This is a genomic window from Agrobacterium larrymoorei, assembly GCF_013322225.1.
GTDB lineage: Bacteria > Pseudomonadota > Alphaproteobacteria > Rhizobiales > Rhizobiaceae > Agrobacterium > Agrobacterium larrymoorei_A.
Map to the genome: position 1 here is coordinate 17,382 of NZ_JAAMFB010000032.1, position 17,617 is coordinate 34,998.

Genomic DNA, 17,617 nt, shown 5'->3' on the forward strand with positions numbered 1-17,617 from the left:
CAGTTCAGTTTACCGGATAAGGCACCCGACGCAGGCTTGGCGGAATTTTTGTCAGCCAAAGTCGAATAACTTCCGATATCGCGCACGGGGCGGTTGCAAACTGAACTGCGGACGCTTATCCAATTGTTTCTATTGCCTGAAGCGGACATAGATCGGCAAATCACCAGCCGAATGATGAACACCAGAACGTTCATTTCTTACAAAGGTTATAAGGTTGTGCCAGCCCACATCGATTGGATCAAGGATACCGGCGAACGACGCCAGACCGCATGTGGCCGGGAAATCCAAATATGGGAACTCAACCCAATAAATGACGAAACCGCTCTTTCGGCTTGGGCTGCGCATTTCCGACATCACTACTGCGCCGATGCTGATTTGCCAGCACTCGTAGCTGGCACCGGCAAAAGTAATGCAGAGTATCTGAATACAATCCTTTTTCCTGATGAAAAGGTCGCGCCGGGCCCAAGTCTCCGTTCGGGTGATTTTGGCGAAATTCTCGTCGCCGATTTCATTGAATTCATCTTGGGTTACTGGTGCCCAAGGGAGCTTCGATATCAAGATCGCTGGAACCGGCAGGATTCCACCAAAGGGTGTGATATAGTGGGCTTCAAGTTTGTGAATGAGAATGGCGAACATCCAAACGACGAGCTTTATGTCTTCGAGTCAAAGTCCGGTTTATCCGCGACCGAGAAAAACCGTCTACAAGATGCCGTGACAGACTCGATGAAAGACCATTTGCGCGAAGCCATGACGCTGAACGCAATGAAACAGCGTCTCCTCGTTCGTGGTAAAGCCCCTGAGGTTGGTGCCGTCCAGCGGTTTCAGAACGAGACCGAGCGCCCCTTCCGCAGAATTAGCGGTGCGGCAGCCGTCTTGGATATAGATGTCTTCAACGGGACGAATTTTGAGGAAACGGACACTGACGGACACAAGAACGCGGAAAATCTGCGTCTTCTCGTGATCCGGGGGGCTTCACTTATGAAGCTAGTTCATGCCCTTTATGAAAGGGCCGCAAATGAAGCCTAGAGCCACTGCCAACAAGGTGCTGTCCACCACGCGGGCCCGGGCAAAAATGCATGAATTTCGCGTCGCGCCCGAAGATTTCATTGAGTTGTATCGTGATCCAGCGATGCTGTTCGACCTGGCGGTCGGTATCCTTGGCGACGTTGCTGCCGTGACAGCAGATCAGTTTCGCGGGGTCGAGGCACTGGAAGGGCTTGATTGGAACGTCGCCCCAGCTAGTTGGGAAACTGAAGAGCTATCCGTTTCTGAAGGCCTGCGCTTCGCTTCGACCTTTTTCGATGCCTATCTCAACGCCAAGCTCGACGGGACGATCTCGATCGAGTTTTCTCTGCTCTGCGCGGCGGCGTATTATCTTAACGGTAGCGTTGGTAACGCGGCCGTGATCGTGAAAAACATAGAGGCTCCGCCGCTCGGACTCGCCAACGGGCTTGCACGACTTATTTATCAAATTCTGAGAAACGACTTTTCTCCAGTCGATGCAGGTGGTGACGGGGTGAACACCGTCCTGAGTAGCATGGCAGGGTTCGTGACGTTCGCATCTGGTGTAACTGCGGTTTCAGCCGCATGCGAAGCTCTCAGGGATGCCGCATACCAGAATGGAGCACCTCGGGAACTGCTGTATGCAGATTTGACGGCGGCGATTTGCTCGAAGAAGCTCCGAAATGCATCGCGGACTATACTTCCTGGAGCATCCGGACTGGACGTCGCGAGCTGGCAACCTGCTCTAGCAAAAGTACACTTCCCGTTCGAGTTGTGGCCTGCGCAACAGCGAATTGCGGAGGCAGGCCTTTTGCAAGGGCGCTCGGCCGTCATCCAGATGCCCACAAGCGCGGGCAAAACGCGCGCAACCGAGTTGATTATTCGTTCCGCCTTTTTGTCTCAACGGGCCTCGTTGGCGGTCATTGTCGCTCCCTATCGCTCGCTCTGCCATGATATTCGGGGCGATCTGGTAACGGCGTTCGCCGGTGAACCGATCAGACTCGATGAAGCTTCGGATTCCTTCCAGTTCGACATCCGGCTCGAAGAAATACTAGCGGTGAACACGGTTCTTATCGTTACGCCCGAAAAATTGCTCTACATGCTTCGTCGTGCGCCGGAACTGGTCGAGCGTATCGGCCTAATCATCTACGACGAAGGTCACCAGTTTGATGGTCTGACGCGTGGCCCAACCTACGAACTACTTCTGACGTCGCTAAAGTTAACCTTGCCAGAAGCGACGCAGGTAATTCTGATCTCGGCGGTGATTGGCAATGCGAGCGCCGTGGCAGAATGGCTAGTAGGTGATCCCGACGCCGTTATAGATGGAGCTGGCTTGCTTCCAACTTCGAAGAGCATCGCCTTCGCAAGCTGGCAGGATGCCAGAGGCCGACTGGAATATGTAAGCCCCACCGATCCCGAGGAAGGCGAATTTTGGGTTCCACGAATTATCGACGATATCGAATTGAACCTTCGTGGCCGTGAGCGAAAGGTCCAGCGCTTTCCTGCAAAGTCTGACGGTAGCGAAGTAGGTCTGTTTCTTGGTTTATATGTTGTCAACAACGGCAGCGTCGCCATTTTCTGCGGACGCAAGGACAGCGTGACAAAAATTTGCCGCCGGGCGGTCGATATCTTTGAACGCGGCGCGAATTTCCCTCGCCCAATCGACGTTTCGGACGCTGTCGAAGTCGGAAAGTTGAGATTGCTATCAGAATGGCATCTCGGGTCAGAGGCTGCGGCCACGAAATCCGCAAGTCTGGGTATATTTGCGCACCATGCCGACACGCCACAGGGGCTTCGGCTGTCGATTGAACACGCCATGAAGGAAGGGCTCGCCAAATTTGTTGTATGCACCTCAACCCTGGCTCAAGGTGTCAATTTTCCTCTAAAATACTTGATCGTCACGTCGACGCGTCAAGGCGCGGAGCGCATCATGGTTCGTGACTTCCAGAACCTGATGGGTCGCGCTGGTCGTGCTGGTATGCACACCGAAGGCAGTGTCATTTTCTCAACTCCCTCCATTTTCGATCAGCGAACCGACTTCAGACAGAGATGGCGCTGGGATGAGGCGAAGGAGCTGCTGGACTCTACAAAGTCTGAGCCAACCAAAAGCAGCATCCTCTCCCTGTTTGCTGATTATGAGCAACGTCAGAAAGGCGCGCCACCGGTAGTCCTGCCGATCCAGCCCCAGTGGCTCGATCTGGCATTTGCGGATCAGGCCCGAATTGAGGCTGTTGTGAATGAGGCTCTTGCCTTGCAGGCGAACATAAGTGCAACAGAATTCCGCAAATTCGTTGAGCGGCGCGCCAGAGCCATACAGGCGATTGCGGCGTTTCTTGTCGCCAATATGACTTTCCTTGAGGAGGAGGGGAAAGATAGGGTAGCGGACCTCGCCGCCCATACCCTAGCCCATCATCTTGCAGGCGACGAAACTCGCGCCGCACTGGTGGCAGCATTTCAAATGATCGCTGCGGCAATCGCGGCAAACACTGATGGTGATCAGCGGGCGGTAATCCGAAAATCCCCACTTCCTCCTGCGACCGTTGCCGAATTGCAGGCTTGGCTTTCTGAAAACGCCGACGACCTACGGGCCGCAGTCAATGCAGACCAGCTTCTGCAAGTTGTAGGTGCAAAGATTATCTCTTGGAATTCGTCGGCCTCGATTAGGTCGCTTTCTAATACAGATTTCCTACCCGAGGCCTTGGCGGACTGGGTGGACGGACGCCCATTCCATCACATTCATCAGCTGATGACCGGGCTAGATATCCGGGTCAGCGGCGATCGCGCGACGATCGAAGACGCTGTTGCTCTTTGCGAAGGGGCATTTGCTTATGATCTTGCTATGATAACGGCTTCACTCTCGGACTTGGCAGAAGCGATGGACGAGACCCTCTACGTTGGTTTCTCCAAACTGCAAAAGCAGATCAAGTACGGACTTAATGATCCTGCCGCTATCGCTTTCATCGAAGCGGGTTTTGCCGATCGCATTGTCGCAAACTTCCTGTCAGCTGTTTGGAACGACGTGCGCGACCGCGATGGGGTTCGCACTGCATGCCGCAATGCCGCTATGATGCCCGCGCTCAGCGTGTACCCTTCCTACTTCTCGACCGTAGCGGCTGAAATCGCTTCATAGTGGTTGGGAGATCACGCCGTCTGAACCGCGAAATGAGGGCGCTTAGTTACCTTGGTGTTTTCCGGCTGCGACGTCCGCTTGGGCCAATAGTCGAACTCGACACATCCCGTGGTACGGTCGCGTTCGTCTCTTACGTTCGAAAGCAATGAGATGGTACAGGTCCCCAGGGCTGTCAAACTCTCTGAGAGGATGGGGGCTGATGAGTTGATATGAGATTTACAAGTCTCTGTGTGCTCAGGCCCCCGCAACCAATGAAACCTGAATGTTTGACCATTCAAGCCGTTTTACACAAAGCTCCTCAGCGTAAGCCGCGGGGTGTTTTGCCTTCTGAGAATTTCTTTCAAGACACTCACAAAATATCAAACCGTCGGACGCCTATACGGAAAAGCGTGTCCGGATAACCTCGTGCGGCATAAAACAGTAACCGGCCATGTCTTGCGCATCGATAGTTCGCGCTGATCAGCTACCGCGCATACTATCCGCCCACGGGACGAAGCGCCGTTATATGAACCGGGCAAGCCACTCCAGTGCGATCGCAACAATCGCGATGACTGCAATGCCTGCAATGACGATGTCGGTGACAAGGAACTGTGCGGCTGACTGGATCATGAAGCCGAGGCCGCGGGTGGCTGCGACCAATTCGGCTGCCACCAGTGTAGACCAGCCTGTGCCGAGCGCTATGCGTATGCCAGTCAGGATGGATGGCACGTATGCTGGCAGCAGAACGCGGGCGATCACCTGTCTGCGGGTCGCGCCGAAGGCCCGCGCTGCATTGACGAAATCCCTGGGGACTGCTCTTACACCTGCACTGGTGGACAAAATGATCGGCGGTAGCATGGAAAGAGCAATCACCGTGATTTTAGACGCCTCGCCGATGCCAATCCAGATGATGATCAGTGGTAGATAGGCCAGAGGTGGCAATGGCCTCAGAAACTCAACGATGGGGTCGAGGACCCCGCGGCCCACGCGACTGAGAGCGATCAACAGACCGACCGGAATGCCGAGGGCAAGTGAGACGGCAAGCGCCGTAACGACGCGCCCGAGGCTTGCAAGTAGGTGCTCGACCAAAGTGGAATCTACAAAGCCTGTGGTGAGCAACGTGCCAAACGAAGCGGCGACGACCGGCGGAGCGGGGAGAAAGACTGGTGAGACGACGCTGAAGGCCGAAGCGATCCACCACGTCCCTACAAGCGCAAGACCCGTTAAAATCGAGATGGCGAAGGTAGGGATACGAAGGCGTGACCGAGGTGCGGCTGGTTGTTCGGTCGCGGCATGGTTCTCTTCTTCTATCGTTGCAGGAAGAGCATCGGCAAGAATCGTCATGCTGCGCGTTCCTCATCTGCGGTCTCGTGAATAAGCGCGGTCAGCTCGTCATGTATGCTACGGAACAGGGCAGACTGACGTAGTTTTCGCGGATCGGAACCGGCGAGTATTTCGTTGGCAAAGCTGCATTCGAGAACGGTGCTTATGCGACCTGGATCGGGCTGTAACACGACGATACGCGTCGCCAGCAGCAGCGCTTCGTCGATACTGTGTGTGATCAGTAGAGCTCCGGACTGGCTTGTTTTCCAGATATTGAGCAGGAACAGTTGCAGCTTTGTACGTGTCAGGGCGTCCAGTGCGCCAAGCGGCTCGTCGAGCAACAGGAATTGCGGTTCGGCGGCAAGCGCGCGGGCAATACCGACGCGCTGGCGCATGCCCCCGGACAGTTCCCATATGTTTCGGTCGCCCGCACCCTCCAGGCCGACGCGAACCAGGAAATCATCGGCAATCCTGCGGCGTTCAACAAGCGAAACGTGCCTGAGCGATAACGGGAAGGCGATGTTGTCTCGCGCGTTGAGCCACGGATAAAGCGCATCCTCCTGAAACACGACGGCCCGCTCTACTCTTGGACCAGATATCGGTTTTCCATCGAGTAATATGGTGCCGGATGTCGGGGCCTGGAAGCCGGCCGCGAGATTGAGGAGGCTCGTCTTGCCGGAACCCGACCGGCCGATAATGACGACGAATTCGCCGCTGGTGATGGAAAGGTTGATGTGATCAAGAACCCGAACATCGGGCACCGCTTTGCTCCGGCCAGAATAGACCAAGCTTACATTGTCGAAGATGAGGTGGCTTGGCATGGCTTCCTCGCACTGCAATTTGAGCAAAACCGGCACGCAGTCGGCGTGCCGGTTTTGAGGGAGGTAAGGTGGTCAGAAGGATAGTTTTGCCGCATCCTGAACCCAGCGCGGCGAGACGTAGGCGCTGTAGTCAGCAAGTGTTGCGGGAATTTTGCCTTGTTCCTTCAGGAAGGCGGAAGTCGCCGCTACGGCCTTGACTGTGCCTCCGCCGAGCAAATCGGCGCCCGCCTGCTCCTGCAACGTCGGGAAGATGTAGCCCTTCAAAAGTGCGGGAACGTCGTCCTGCTTGGCGCCTGTGAGGCGCGCGATCTTTTCGGCTTCTGGCGACGTCGCGTTCCAGCTTTCCGGGTTGGCGCGATAGGCGGCGGTTGCATCCCCCGTCACCTTTACGAAAGTTGCAACAAGATCAGGATGTGCATCGGCGAAGCTTTTGCTCACGATCCACGCATCGAATGTTGGACCACCCCAGTTTGCGACATCGGCTGATGTGGCAAGCACGGTTCCGTTCTTTGTGATCTGGGAAAGGACAGGGTCCCAGACATAGGCGCCGTCTATATCGCCGCGCGCCCAGGCAGCCGCAATTTCCGGTGGACGAAGATTGAGAATGTTTACCGTCTTCGGGTCAATTTTCCAATGCTTCAGCGCCGTCAACAGGCTGTAATGAGCCGTCGATACGAAAGGCGTTGCGATTTTCTTGCCCGTGAGTTCTTCCGGCTTGGCGATATCTCGGACAGCGAGCGCTTCAGCTTCACTGATCAGACCCACGAGCGCTATCGTCTCAATTGGCAATTGCCTGCTTGCGGCGGCCGCCAGCGGAGAGGAGCCGACATAGCCGATATCGATCGAACCGGATGCAACTGCGGCTATCACGTCTGCACCGCCATCGAATTTCTGCCAGTTGATTTTGGCCTTGGTGGCCTTCTCATACGTGCCGTCAGCTTGAGGCACACGGGATGGTTCCACGATCGGCTGGTAGCCTATGTTGATCGTCGTCTCCGCACCCCATGCTGCTGTGGCCGCGAAAGAGGTGTTGACGGCAGCCGCGACAACGAGCGCGGCAAAGGTACGGCGAGAAAGCTGGGTCACGAACGGTTCTCCATATAATGTCCTGTAATATGTAATTTATTCAATCGATGATTTTTATAGAGATATGCGCTGTCAGAAATAATGTGTTCTTTGGGGTCACATTCTAAATTTCTGAGATTTTGAGGGAGAAATTCGCGACGCGTAGTAACCGTTTCAGTTCGCGCGTGTCTGTGAAGAGGACAGACCGAACTTACTGGCGTCTCTGATAGTCACAGAACGGGCGATTGCAAACGCCGGTAAACTATCTCGAAACCATAGGCCGAGTGGTCACCTCTCGCCAAATGCGGTGTGGCGCGCCGTTAACCATCTCTTATCCATAACGTTAGAGTTTTAGTTAAATTCGAATGAAATTAGGCAACTTGCCTTATCTTTCCGACATTCTCTGGCATAACGGAAATCAGTCAAGGCGGCTGTTTACCGCTTCGTTGTCAAGACATGACCTGGGCCCAAGCCAGGTGGATTTGTATGGAGTACCTGATGTCGAAAATTGCCAAGTTTGGTTCTGTCATGTTGATGGCTTCGGCCGTTGTAGCGGCTCCCGCCTTTGCGGCTGACCTCGGTTCCTACGAGCAGCCACCTGCTTACAACGAGCCACAGACCAGCACCTCGTGGACTGGCGCTTATGTCGGCGGTCATGTCGGTGCAGCAATGCCGAAGGCCAATCCGTTCCGCAGCGGCAAGGGCCTCGCTCTCGGCGCGCAGGCCGGTTATGATTACGATCTGGGCTCGGCGGTCGTCGGCGGTGAAATCGAAGCGACGCATCTGGGCGATGCCCGCGTCGGCGTTCCCGGCGGGAACCTTAATGAGCGTTGGCGCGCAGCCGTCAAGGCCAAGGCCGGTGTCAAGATGGATCAGAGCCTGATCTACGGGACAGCAGGCCTGACAGTCACCAGCCTGCGGGATGGCGGTGGCGTCACCGGTCCGGATGGCATGAAGGAAGGCTACCTTCTCGGTGCAGGTGTAGAACACCGTTTCACACCGCAAATCTCCGGCAAAGTTGAATATAACTACACCGCGACAGATGATGTTCGGACGTTTTCGGGTGGCACGACATCGCACACGGATATCAGCGATCATGTCGTGAAGGGCGGCGTGAATTACCGCTTCTGATCTTGTGAGTCAGCGTGCGCGCATCCATGCAAACACGCTGGTTCCCTTAAATGTGTCAGTTGGTGAAATGACATTCAGTATCAGCGCTTCTCACGCCGGTCCGCGCTATCAGCGGCTTACGCACTCTACGCGTTGGCCGTTAGCGGATGCGTAAGTGTTGTCTGACGCATGGTAGGACGTGTAGCGCTCTGCGCACCAGCGCACATGCTGAACTTCGTCAGCGGACAGCAGAAGACCGCCGGAATTGCCTTCGCCTGTGGTGCCATTACTGAACGCGGATGCGGCGTAGTTATTGCCCGTCGTTTGTCCTGTGACGGCGCTTTGGGGGTCGATGGGTGAAAGGGCACTCAGTGCAAATGACTGCGTGTTTGCGCTGACGAACATGCTTCCAGCGAGAGCGAGCAAAATTGCGACTTTTCCCTGCTTTGACATTGGCCGATCCTTTCCATCGTTCGGAAAAGCAACGTTGAGCGGAATTATTTTGTTCCGCTAACGTCCGGCGTTAACGGAATATCAGTATTTGATTCGGGAAATTGTCAAGTCTGTTCTCGTGTATTGCTTCGAAATAAATCTGTTATAAATCAATCACCTACGTTCTTTAGAGCGCAGGCTTCGCAGTCCTGAAGATTTTTTCACTTCTCGTCTTCGTGATTACGCGTTCAATGCGCGTTGTAGTTCACCAATCCGTTTATACCGTTGCCTTCTTCCGCTTTCATTGCTCTGGGCCAGCGTGTGCAGCATGAATTCGGTGATGGCGACCAGTTGGAGCATACTGTGTCCACCATTTGGAGATAGTGGAATCGTCAGGCATATATCTGCGCTGTCCGGGCCCCACTCATAGAACCGTGTGGTGATGAGCAGTGTTTTGTATCCGGCCTTGGTCGCCATTTTGGCGAGCCGCTGCAAAGCTGAAAGGTTGCCCCCGCAATCCATCAGGATCAGCAGCGTATTTTCAGGATCTTCATCCATCAATTCAATATATGTCGATCCGTCTCTCTGGAGATAATGCACGCGCTCCCGACATTCGAGAAGCTTTGCGTAGAAGTAGCGACAGATGCCGAAGCTTTCCGCAGAGGAGGCGACGAAAATGTCGCGGCTTTGCGCAATGCTGTTGAGCGCGGTTTTCCAAACGGATTGAGCGGCCAGATCATAAACGGCCTGAACCGCCTGGATTTGCTGTAACATCAAGGATGAGAGCGGTTGCTGCGTCTCGCTCACAGGGTTGGATGCGGTTGCTTCTGCAGGGGCCGAGGTCGCCTGGCGAAGGTCGTCCCTGATATCGCTTAGCTGCCGATAACCGAGAGAACGCAGGAAACGGCCGACAGTCATGGGACTGAGGCTGAGTTTTTCCGCCAATGTCGCCGCAGTTTCGAATGGCAGCTCCGAGAGATGCTCGATCAGATACTTTGATATGCGGCGTTCTGCCGGGGTGCCCGTTTTCATCAAGCGGGTGAGATCTATCAGCAACTTTTCCAACATCGCCTCTTTTATTTTTCGTAGCGCGAATAATTGTTCAACACGCTACGCTCTTTTGTTATACGACTGCCAGCTCCGTCAAAAACAAACGAGTCGCTCAGCACGGTGACTATATACCATACTGCGACTTTTTGCCTACACTTTCTTATAGTTTAGTAGTTGCTTTTTTTCAAGCTTAAAATGATGGGTTGAAAAAGATCGTTTTCTCTTTCAAATCATCTTCTTGCAGCGGTGCGCGCTCGCTCCTACGTTGCTCATCGACGACAATGGAGACTTTTGTATGATTTTTTCTGCAGCCCGTCGGGCCGTCCAAAATATTTTTATGGCCGAGGCGCGCAGCGTGCTGATCAAGTCATTGGGTTTGACGGTACTCGTTCTGATCGGCCTGTGGTTTGCCATTCGCGGTATCTTCATCTGGCTGGCGCTGCCTTGGCTCGATGCGCTCGTGCCGGGAATGCCGGAGTGGACGGGCTGGCTGACCCTTGTGCTGGCCATTATCGCCGGCATCGGTCTTGCTCTGGCGCTTGCCCTGTTGATCTCCCCGGTCACCGCCATCATTGCCGGCCTGTTTCTCGATGACGTCGCCGAAGTCATCGAGAAGACGGATTACCCGAACGATCTTCCCGGTCGCGCCATGCCCCTTGGCGAAGCGATTGCGTCATCGATCAAGTTCTTCTGCGTCGTGATTTTAGGCAACATGATTGCGCTGATGCTGCTGCTTGTGCCGGGCGTCAATCTGATCGCCTTCTTCCTCGTCAACGGCTATCTGCTCGGACGGGAGTTCTTCGAGTTCGCGGCCATGCGTTTCCGGTCTCCTGCTGATGCGCGGGCGTTTCGTGCAAAGCACGCCTCCACCGTCTTCATGGCGGGCCTTGTCATCGCAGGCTTTCTGGCCATCCCCTTCGTCAACCTGCTGACCCCGCTCTTTGCCGCCTCGCTGATGGTGCATTTGCATAAGGACATCAGCAGGCGAGATCCGTCATTCACCAATGAGCTGGGCCGGTAGTTCAACGAGCGGGGCAGGGATGTCGAAGGTCTTTTCCGGCGATTTGCAGATATCGGCAATCACGCAGCGCTCACATTCCGGCTTGCGCGCCTTGCAACAGTAGCGCCCGTGCAGGATCAGCCAGTGATGGGCGTGGAAGAGGTAGGGTTCGGGAATGATCCGCACCAGCCTGTCCTCCACCTCGTCCGGGGTCTTGCCCGGTGCCAGACAGATTCGGTTGGCGATGCGAAAGACATGCGTATCGACCGCAAGGGTTGGAATGCCGAAGGCCATGGACATCACCACGTTCGCCGTTTTGCGTCCCACGCCCGGAAGCTTGATCAGTTCCTCGCGGGTGCGCGGCACTTCGCCACCAAAATCATCGATCAACATCCGAGACAGGGCGATAACGTTCTTCGCCTTGTTGCGATAGAGGCCGATAGTCTTGATGTGGCTGATAAGCTCTTCTTCGCCCAGCGCCAGCATCTTTTCCGGCGTGTCGGCTAATTTGAAAAGCGCCCTTGTTGCGCGGTTTACGCCCACATCCGTGGCTTGTGCCGAAAGCGCAACCGCCACGACCAGCGTAAAAGGGTTTGTATGCTCGAGTTCGCCTTTCGGCTCCGGTCGCTGGATGGAAAATCGGCGGAAGATTTCCGTCAGCTCGTCCTGCGAATAGGCGGTCTTTACCCGCGGTGGCTTGCGACGGGTTGCCGAATTTGACTTTTTGAGTGTTTGGGTGCTGGATATTTTCTTGGCAATCGTCATGTCGGATCTACGCAGGTTGAATATGCTCAGCGATCAGCCGGTCTTTTCTGCCGAACTCATCCCCCATCGCTCTCTCGGGCGCAAGGGTTTTCGTGTGTTGCTCATGCTCAGCGCGCTGATGTGCGTCGTTTACGGAGGCTTTTTCCTTGTCAGCGGTGCGTGGCCGGTCGGCCTGTTTCTCGGTCTGGATTTCGCGCTGCTCTACTGGGCGTTTCGTGCCAACTACCGGGCGGCCAAGGTCAGGGAAGAGGTCACCGTTTCGAGAAACAATCTATCGATCCGCAAATTCTCCGCCAAGGGCCGCGTCGTGGAACACCGTTTCAACCCGTTCTGGGCGCGCTTCCGTGTTAAACGGCATGATGAGTTCGGTATACTCTCCATGCATGTTTCCGGTGAGGGGCGGGTGACGGATATCGGCTCGTTCTTGAATCCCGATGATCGCGAAAGCTTCGCCAAGGCGTTTCGCGGTGCGCTGGCAACGGTGCGGCGCAAAATCTGAGGCGTGTGCAAGAAACGGGTGGAGGCGCGCGGCACTTCATGGTTTTCTCCAAGCCAAGGAGATAAGTCATGAACGCCAATATCATGCTGAACGAGGATATCACGCCAGGCGGGACCGATTACGATACGGTGCGGCAGGTCATTGAAATCCTGACGCTGGATTATCGCGACCAGCCCTCGCTTGAAGAAATCGCGGCGCGGCTCGGCCAGTCGCCCACCCAGTTGCAGAAGACGTTTACCCGCTGGGCCGGACTTTCCCCGAAAGCGTTTCTGCAAGCCGTAACGCTCGATCATGCCAAGCGCCTGTTGCGGGAGGAAAGCCTGCCGCTTCTGGAGACGGCCATCGAAGTCGGTATGTCCGGCCCCAGCCGTCTCCATGATCTGTTCGTCACCCACGAAGCCATGTCACCGGGCGAGTGGAAGGCCAAGGGCAGCGGGCTTCAAATCCGCTACGGCTACCATCCATCGCCTTTTGGACTGGCGCTGGTCATGATCACGGATCGCGGTCTTGCCGGTTGCGCCTTTGCCGATTCGGGGGAGGAGCGGGCCTGCCTTGAAGACATGGCCCGCCGCTGGCCGAACGCAGCTTACATCGAAGACAGCGCTGCTACCGCACCCTATGCAGCCCGCATCTTCGATCCCTCGAAATGGACCGGCGACCAGCCGCTGCGGGTCGTTCTGCTCGGCACGGATTTTCAGGTTCGTGTCTGGCAGAGCCTTCTCAAAATCCCGCTCGGCAAGGCCGTCACCTACTCCCACGTCGCCAACGATATCGGTCAACCCACCGCATCCCGCGCCGTGGGTGCCGCCATCGGCGCCAACCCCATCTCCTTCGTCGTACCCTGCCACCGTGCGGTTGGCAAAAGCGGTGCGCTGACCGGATATCGCTGGGGGCTGACCCGCAAGCGGGCGATGCTGGGCTGGGAGACGGGAAAGCTTTGATTGTGGTGTAAACCCCTCACCAAGAAAACCTATGACTTCGCTCCGCGAAGATCGAGGTTTTCTATCCTCTCCCACAGGGGGAGAGGAAAAGACCGCACTGCTTCGATGCCACATAGCTGTAGAAAAACCCGTAAGGGTGCGGATGGGTTTATCTCTCCCCTTGTGGGAGAGAAAGCAATTTCAATATCTTAGCTTCAGCTAAGTGTTAGAAATTGCCAGTGAGGGGTTTGGGCCACAAGTGGAAATATCACATGTGTTTTACCCCTGAAGCTCCAGCAGCGCCCGCGCCGCCGCCTCGTCCGTAATCAGCGTATTGCATCCCACCCGCTTCACCGTCGCCCGGATCGCGGTCGCCCGGTGCGCTCCGCCGGAAGCAAGCACGATGTGCTTCGCCTTCTTCAGCGTATCGAGATCGATGGCCATCGCTTTTTCATTGATGGGATGATCGACCGAGCGGCCTTCGGCGTCGATGAAGTTGAACATGGTGTCGCAAACGCATCCAGCAGCCACCAGTTCTTCCAATGTCTGTTTCGAGATGAAGCCTTCCGATAGCGACGTCGAGTGCGGGCCGATATCGCCACAGCTGATGATGGCGAGGTCGAGATTTTCGGCCAACGCATAAAGCGTGCTCAAGCCGCATTTCTCGATCAGCGCCCGCTTGGTCTCGACGGAATCGACCAGCAGTGGCGCAAGGAACATGTAACATTCCGCGCCCAGCGCACTTGCCAGCCGCCATGTGTAGTCGAGCGGGTTGGTCTGGTGAACCGCGACGATGCCTCCCAACAGCGAGACGACCTTGCAGTTCTCTCTCCGCGGCGGGCGGAAGCTGGAGAGGGACGCGGTCATCGTGCGGCCCCAGCCGACGCCGATCGTGGCATTGTCCGGCACGGCTTCGGACAGAAACTGTCCAAGTGCCAGGCCGACCGCCTTGGCGATGTCCTCTGCTTTTGCGGAAGCCGAAGGAATGATGATCGCCTCGTCCAGACCGTAAGCGATCTCCAGCCTCAGGGCGAGTTCGACGAAATCCTCGATGCCCTCATTGATCCAGATCTGAACCTCGGAGCGTTTCATTGCCTCATCGAGCAGGCGAATGACGGTTGAACGGCTGATGCCGAGTTTCTCCGCTACGTCCTTCTGGGTCATGCCCTGATTATAATAAAGCCACGCGGCACGAAGCCGCAGCGATGCAGCTTCAGAATAGACCGTGTGGGTTTCTCTTCTCAGTTTCGCCACTGTTCTCGCCATGCTTTTGAACTGGCTGGAGTATGGCAGTCGTGAAACTTATGTCAATTGCAATGCGCAAATGTCTTGACTTTCTACCCGGCGCTACGTGATACTCCCGCGTGAAAATACCGCTCGTTCTCTGTACGGCCTTCGTGCGGAACGAAATTCGGTAGCGACGGTTTTTAAGAGTTAACGAGGATTATTCGGCATGACTTCCAAGCTTGACCAACTTCGCGCGATCACCACGGTTGTTGCGGATACCGGCGATATCGATGCGGTTGCCCGCCTGAAGCCGGTAGATTGCACCACAAACCCTTCCATCGTCCTGAAAGCTCTCGGCACACCGGCCTTTGCCGATACCGTCAAGGAAGCCGTTTCCTGGGGTCGCAAGCAGGGTGGCCAGTCGGATGCCGTCATCGCTGCCGTTGCAGACCGTCTGGCGATTTCCGTGGGTGCGGCGCTGTCCGGTCTGGTTCCCGGTCGCGTGTCGACGGAAGTGGATGCCGACCTTTCCTTCGATACCAAGGCCTCCATCGAAAAGGCCCACGCCATTGTCGCTGCCTATAAGGAGCGCGGCATCGAGCGTGACCGCATTCTCATCAAGCTCGCCTCCACTTGGGAAGGCATCAAGGCTGCCGAAGTTCTCCAGTCCGAAGGCATCGATTGCAACCTGACGCTTCTGTTCTCGCAGGCTCAGGCAATCGCTTGCGCGGAAGCCAAGGTCTTCCTCATCTCGCCTTTCGTCGGTCGTATTCTCGACTGGTACAAGAAGTCCACCGGCGAGAACTACACCTCGGAAACCGATCCGGGCGTCGTTTCCGTTCGTGAAATCTACAATTATTACAAGGCCAACGGTATCTCTACCGTCGTCATGGGCGCGTCCTTCCGCAATGTCGGCGAGATCGAAGCGCTGGCCGGTTGTGACCGCCTGACCATAAGCCCCGCACTGCTGGAAGAGCTGGACAAGGACACCGGCACGCTGGAGCGCAAGCTTTCGCCGGACAATGCCACGGCCTCGCCGCTCCAGTCCCTGGACGAGAAGGCGTTCCGCTGGCAGCTGAACGAAGATGCGATGGCGACTGAAAAGCTTTCCGAAGGCATTCGCCTCTTCGCCAAGGATCTCGTTTCCCTTCGCGAAATCGTCAAGAAGGAACTGGCTTCCGCTTAAGCGTGAGCCAAAAAAGGCGGAACCTTATCCGGCTCCGCTCGTTTTCAAGGTATAAATCTCCAGTCAAGAAGGCGCGGCTGTTTCCCCTGGCAGTCGCGCCTTTTCCTTTGACTTATTGCCCCGCCGCAACTTCGGAAATCGATTTCGCCGTCTCGCAAATCAGCGCCACGCAATCCTCCTTTGTCGGGGCGCCTTCAATCAGCGAGCCGATATAGGGGCAGGTGATTGCTGCAAGCGCCGTGCCATCGACGGTGAGAATGGGGGCGGAAATGTTGGATACGCCAGCCGTTTGCAGGCTCGGCATATTCTCATAACCCTTGGCCTTCACTGCATGCAGGCGCTCCACCAGACCATCCGGCACGGCCTCCTCGCCACCGCGCAGCTGCTCGGCAATCATCAGGTTCCGTTGCGCCTCGTTCTGAAATGCCAGCAGCACATGGCCGGAGCCGGTGTTGAACAGGCTCATCTGCGCACCGACCCGGATCGACAGCGCCCAATAGGTGGACGAATCCTGTTGTGCGATGACGACGACCGCGCCGCGATCATAGATCGCCAGATGACAGGCCTGTCCGGCCTTTTGCGAAAACTCCCGCATCAGCGGTGCTGCGAAGGAAACCAGCCGGCGCACCGGTGGATGGAAATGCGCAAGGCCGAAAAGTTTCAGCGTCAGGGCAAATCGATCGCCGTCCTGCCGCTCCACATAACCGCGCCGCACCAGCCGGTCCAGCATCCGGTAAAACTCGTTGGGACTCTTGCCGATGGCCTTGGCGATTTCCACCTGCGTCAAGCCGCTGTGGGTCCTTGCCAGAAGTTCCAGAATATCCAGACCCTTGTCGAGAGCCGGTGCGCGATATTTCTCGCTGTCTTCGTCGGTCATCTGCCCTCTATCCGCCGCCGTCCCGTCCAATTGCACGCCCATTGGCACGTCCGCTGATACTTCACTCAGCTTGACGTCATATGAATACACTGTTTACATATGAATTGTCGATATAGGCAATTTGGAGATGCCGAAAGGCACAAGAGGGAGGACGTCATGGCGCAGGATTTTGCAGGTCGGACAGTCGTTATAACCGCTGCCGGGCAGGGCATAGGCCGTGCCACAGCGGAACGTTTCATCGGCCTCGGTGCCCGCGTCATCGCAACCGATATCAATGAAGCAGCACTTGCGACACTCGCGGATGCAGAGACCCGTATTCTCAACGTACTGGATGGCGATGCGGTCAAGGCGTTTGCCGCAGACGTCGGCCATGCGGATGTTCTGTTCAACTGCGCTGGCTTCGTCCATGCGGGCAGCATTCTGGAGTGCGAGGAAAAGGACTGGGATTTCTCCTTCGATCTCAACGCCAAAGCCATGTACCGCACCTGCCGCGCCTTCCTGCCATCCATGCTCGAAAAAGGCAAAGGCTCCATCGTCAACATGTCATCGGTCGCCTCCAGCGTAAAGGGCGTACCGAACCGCTTCGCCTACACCGCTTCCAAGGCGGCCGTCATCGGTCTGACGAAAGCCATCGCTGCCGACTTCGTCACAAAAGGCATCCGCTGCAACGCCATCTGCCCCGGCACCGTTGACAGCCCTTCTCTGCACGACCGCCTTCGCGCGACCGGCAATTACGAGCAGGCGCTCAGCGACTTCATCGCCCGCCAGCCCATGGGGCGGATCGCGAAGCCGGAGGAGATTGCGGCGCTGGTTACGTATCTCGCCTCGGATGAAGCGGGTTTCACCACGGGACAGATTCATGTGATCGATGGTGGCTGGACGGCTTGAGGGGGCGGAAGCGAGACCCCTCACTGGCAATTTCTAACACTTAGCTAAAGCTAAGATGTTGAAATTGCTTTCTCTCCCACAGGGGGAGAGATAAGCCCGGCCGCGCCTGCTTACCCTCTTCTGCAATGTCGATAGGAAGCGAAGCGTTGCCGCTTTTCCTCTCCCCTTGTGGGACCGTTGCATAACCACGTGAGCCACACAGCCACCTGACATGCATGCGCCTTACCCCGCCGCCCTTTCTCTTGAGGGGCGGTTCTTGGTTCATGTCGGCTGGTTGATGGGTGATGTGGCTGACTGCGGACACAGTTCTCCCCTCGGCTCACGTGCTCAGCGTCACCCAGCG

16 protein-coding genes are annotated in these 17,617 nt (G+C 56.2%); 8 read left to right on the top strand and 8 right to left on the bottom strand.

The genetic code is table 11. The features are described from left to right. Positions 1-93 precede the first annotated feature (93 nt). Both G6L28_RS20000 and G6L28_RS20005 read left to right on the top strand, forming a co-directional pair. Positions 94-1,026, top strand: coding sequence for a hypothetical protein (locus G6L28_RS20000; protein ID WP_202033786.1), 933 nt, complete (start codon positions 94-96; stop codon positions 1,024-1,026). Further along, positions 992-4,132 (top strand): DEAD/DEAH box helicase, encoded by a 3,141-nt coding sequence (locus G6L28_RS20005; RefSeq protein ID WP_174065861.1) that lies wholly within the window; start codon positions 992-994, stop codon positions 4,130-4,132. Before G6L28_RS20000 ends, G6L28_RS20005 begins: the two co-directional genes overlap by 35 nt. A gap of 501 nt (positions 4,133-4,633) precedes the next feature. On the opposite strand, the gene G6L28_RS20010 is transcribed toward G6L28_RS20005, so the two are convergent. The 3 genes from G6L28_RS20010 to tauA all read right to left on the bottom strand — a co-directional run bounded on the left by G6L28_RS20010 (position 4,634) and on the right by tauA (position 7,341). Beyond that, entirely contained in the window at positions 4,634-5,455 is an 822-nt protein-coding gene (locus tag G6L28_RS20010) for an ABC transporter permease subunit (protein WP_174065862.1), read from the bottom strand. Beyond that, positions 5,452-6,255: a taurine ABC transporter ATP-binding protein gene (locus G6L28_RS20015; RefSeq protein ID WP_174065863.1), complete on the bottom strand. Its 804-nt coding sequence runs from the start codon at positions 6,253-6,255 to the stop codon at positions 5,452-5,454. The genes G6L28_RS20010 and G6L28_RS20015 overlap by 4 nt, the downstream gene beginning before the upstream one ends. 72 nt (positions 6,256-6,327) lie before the next feature. Next, positions 6,328-7,341: a taurine ABC transporter substrate-binding protein gene (gene tauA, locus G6L28_RS20020; RefSeq protein WP_174065865.1), complete on the bottom strand. Its 1,014-nt coding sequence runs from the start codon at positions 7,339-7,341 to the stop codon at positions 6,328-6,330. A 477-nt stretch (positions 7,342-7,818) separates the two neighbouring features. Between tauA and G6L28_RS20025 the strand changes: the two genes are divergently transcribed. Beyond that, positions 7,819-8,451 carry an outer membrane protein gene (locus G6L28_RS20025; protein WP_174065866.1) on the top strand — a complete coding sequence of 211 codons (633 nt, stop codon included), beginning with the start codon at positions 7,819-7,821 and terminating at the stop codon, positions 8,449-8,451. A 108-nt stretch (positions 8,452-8,559) separates the two neighbouring features. On the opposite strand, the gene G6L28_RS20030 is transcribed toward G6L28_RS20025, so the two are convergent. Next, complete coding sequence (locus G6L28_RS20030) at positions 8,560-8,883, bottom strand: BA14K family protein (protein WP_174065867.1); 324 nt, start codon at positions 8,881-8,883, stop codon at positions 8,560-8,562. A 219-nt stretch (positions 8,884-9,102) separates the two neighbouring features. Next, positions 9,103-9,807 (bottom strand): MurR/RpiR family transcriptional regulator, encoded by a 705-nt coding sequence (locus G6L28_RS20035; protein ID WP_174065869.1) that lies wholly within the window; start codon positions 9,805-9,807, stop codon positions 9,103-9,105. Positions 9,808-10,207: 400 nt separating this feature from the next. Between G6L28_RS20035 and G6L28_RS20040 the strand changes: the two genes are divergently transcribed. Beyond that, the gene (locus G6L28_RS20040; protein ID WP_174065870.1) at positions 10,208-10,933 is read left to right on the top strand and encodes a sulfate transporter family protein; all 726 of its coding nucleotides are present in this window, start codon (positions 10,208-10,210) and stop codon (positions 10,931-10,933) included. Here the strand turns inward: G6L28_RS20040 and nth are convergent. After that, positions 10,907-11,677, bottom strand: coding sequence for an endonuclease III (gene nth / locus G6L28_RS20045; RefSeq protein WP_174065871.1), 771 nt, complete (start codon positions 11,675-11,677; stop codon positions 10,907-10,909). The genes G6L28_RS20040 and nth overlap by 27 nt on opposite strands. Here nth and G6L28_RS20050 point away from each other — a divergent pair. After that, complete coding sequence (locus tag G6L28_RS20050; RefSeq protein ID WP_174065872.1) at positions 11,676-12,176, top strand: DUF2244 domain-containing protein; 501 nt, start codon at positions 11,676-11,678, stop codon at positions 12,174-12,176. The two genes, nth and G6L28_RS20050, sit on opposite strands and share 2 nt — an antisense overlap. A 68-nt stretch (positions 12,177-12,244) precedes the next feature. After that, the gene (locus tag G6L28_RS20055; RefSeq protein ID WP_174065873.1) at positions 12,245-13,117 is read left to right on the top strand and encodes a methylated-DNA--[protein]-cysteine S-methyltransferase; all 873 of its coding nucleotides are present in this window, start codon (positions 12,245-12,247) and stop codon (positions 13,115-13,117) included. Positions 13,118-13,375: 258 nt separating this feature from the next. On the opposite strand, the gene G6L28_RS20060 is transcribed toward G6L28_RS20055, so the two are convergent. Continuing rightward, positions 13,376-14,350, bottom strand: coding sequence for a sugar-binding domain-containing protein (locus G6L28_RS20060; protein WP_174065875.1), 975 nt, complete (start codon positions 14,348-14,350; stop codon positions 13,376-13,378). Positions 14,351-14,549: 199 nt separating this feature from the next. Here G6L28_RS20060 and tal point away from each other — a divergent pair, with 199 nt between their 5' ends. Then, entirely contained in the window at positions 14,550-15,509 is a 960-nt protein-coding gene (tal, locus tag G6L28_RS20065) for a transaldolase (protein ID WP_174065876.1), read from the top strand. Between the two features lie 112 nt (positions 15,510-15,621). Here the strand turns inward: tal and G6L28_RS20070 are convergent, their stop codons facing one another. After that, positions 15,622-16,386, bottom strand: coding sequence for an IclR family transcriptional regulator (locus G6L28_RS20070; RefSeq protein ID WP_174065878.1), 765 nt, complete (start codon positions 16,384-16,386; stop codon positions 15,622-15,624). 156 nt (positions 16,387-16,542) lie between these two features. Here G6L28_RS20070 and G6L28_RS20075 point away from each other — a divergent pair, with 156 nt between their 5' ends. Further along, positions 16,543-17,274 (top strand): SDR family oxidoreductase, encoded by a 732-nt coding sequence (locus G6L28_RS20075; RefSeq protein WP_174065880.1) that lies wholly within the window; start codon positions 16,543-16,545, stop codon positions 17,272-17,274. The last annotated feature ends 343 nt before the right edge of the window (positions 17,275-17,617 follow it).

What these genes read in the sequence shown, in the direction of transcription:
- G6L28_RS20005 (WP_174065861.1), top strand. Translation starts at nt 992, where the DNA reads ATGCCCTTTATGAAAGGGCCGCAAATGAAGCCTAGAGCCACTGCCAAC.
- G6L28_RS20010 (WP_174065862.1), bottom strand. Translation starts at nt 5,455, where the DNA reads ATGACGATTCTTGCCGATGCTCTTCCTGCAACGATAGAAGAAGAGAAC.
- G6L28_RS20015 (WP_174065863.1), bottom strand. Translation starts at nt 6,255, where the DNA reads ATGCCAAGCCACCTCATCTTCGACAATGTAAGCTTGGTCTATTCTGGC.
- G6L28_RS20025 (WP_174065866.1), top strand. Translation starts at nt 7,819, where the DNA reads ATGTCGAAAATTGCCAAGTTTGGTTCTGTCATGTTGATGGCTTCGGCC.
- G6L28_RS20030 (WP_174065867.1), bottom strand. Translation starts at nt 8,883, where the DNA reads ATGTCAAAGCAGGGAAAAGTCGCAATTTTGCTCGCTCTCGCTGGAAGC.
- G6L28_RS20040 (WP_174065870.1), top strand. Translation starts at nt 10,208, where the DNA reads ATGATTTTTTCTGCAGCCCGTCGGGCCGTCCAAAATATTTTTATGGCC.
- G6L28_RS20050 (WP_174065872.1), top strand. Translation starts at nt 11,676, where the DNA reads ATGTCGGATCTACGCAGGTTGAATATGCTCAGCGATCAGCCGGTCTTT.
- nth (WP_174065871.1), bottom strand. Translation starts at nt 11,677, where the DNA reads ATGACGATTGCCAAGAAAATATCCAGCACCCAAACACTCAAAAAGTCA.
- G6L28_RS20055 (WP_174065873.1), top strand. Translation starts at nt 12,245, where the DNA reads ATGAACGCCAATATCATGCTGAACGAGGATATCACGCCAGGCGGGACC.
- tal (WP_174065876.1), top strand. Translation starts at nt 14,550, where the DNA reads ATGACTTCCAAGCTTGACCAACTTCGCGCGATCACCACGGTTGTTGCG.
- G6L28_RS20070 (WP_174065878.1), bottom strand. Translation starts at nt 16,386, where the DNA reads ATGACCGACGAAGACAGCGAGAAATATCGCGCACCGGCTCTCGACAAG.
- G6L28_RS20075 (WP_174065880.1), top strand. Translation starts at nt 16,543, where the DNA reads ATGGCGCAGGATTTTGCAGGTCGGACAGTCGTTATAACCGCTGCCGGG.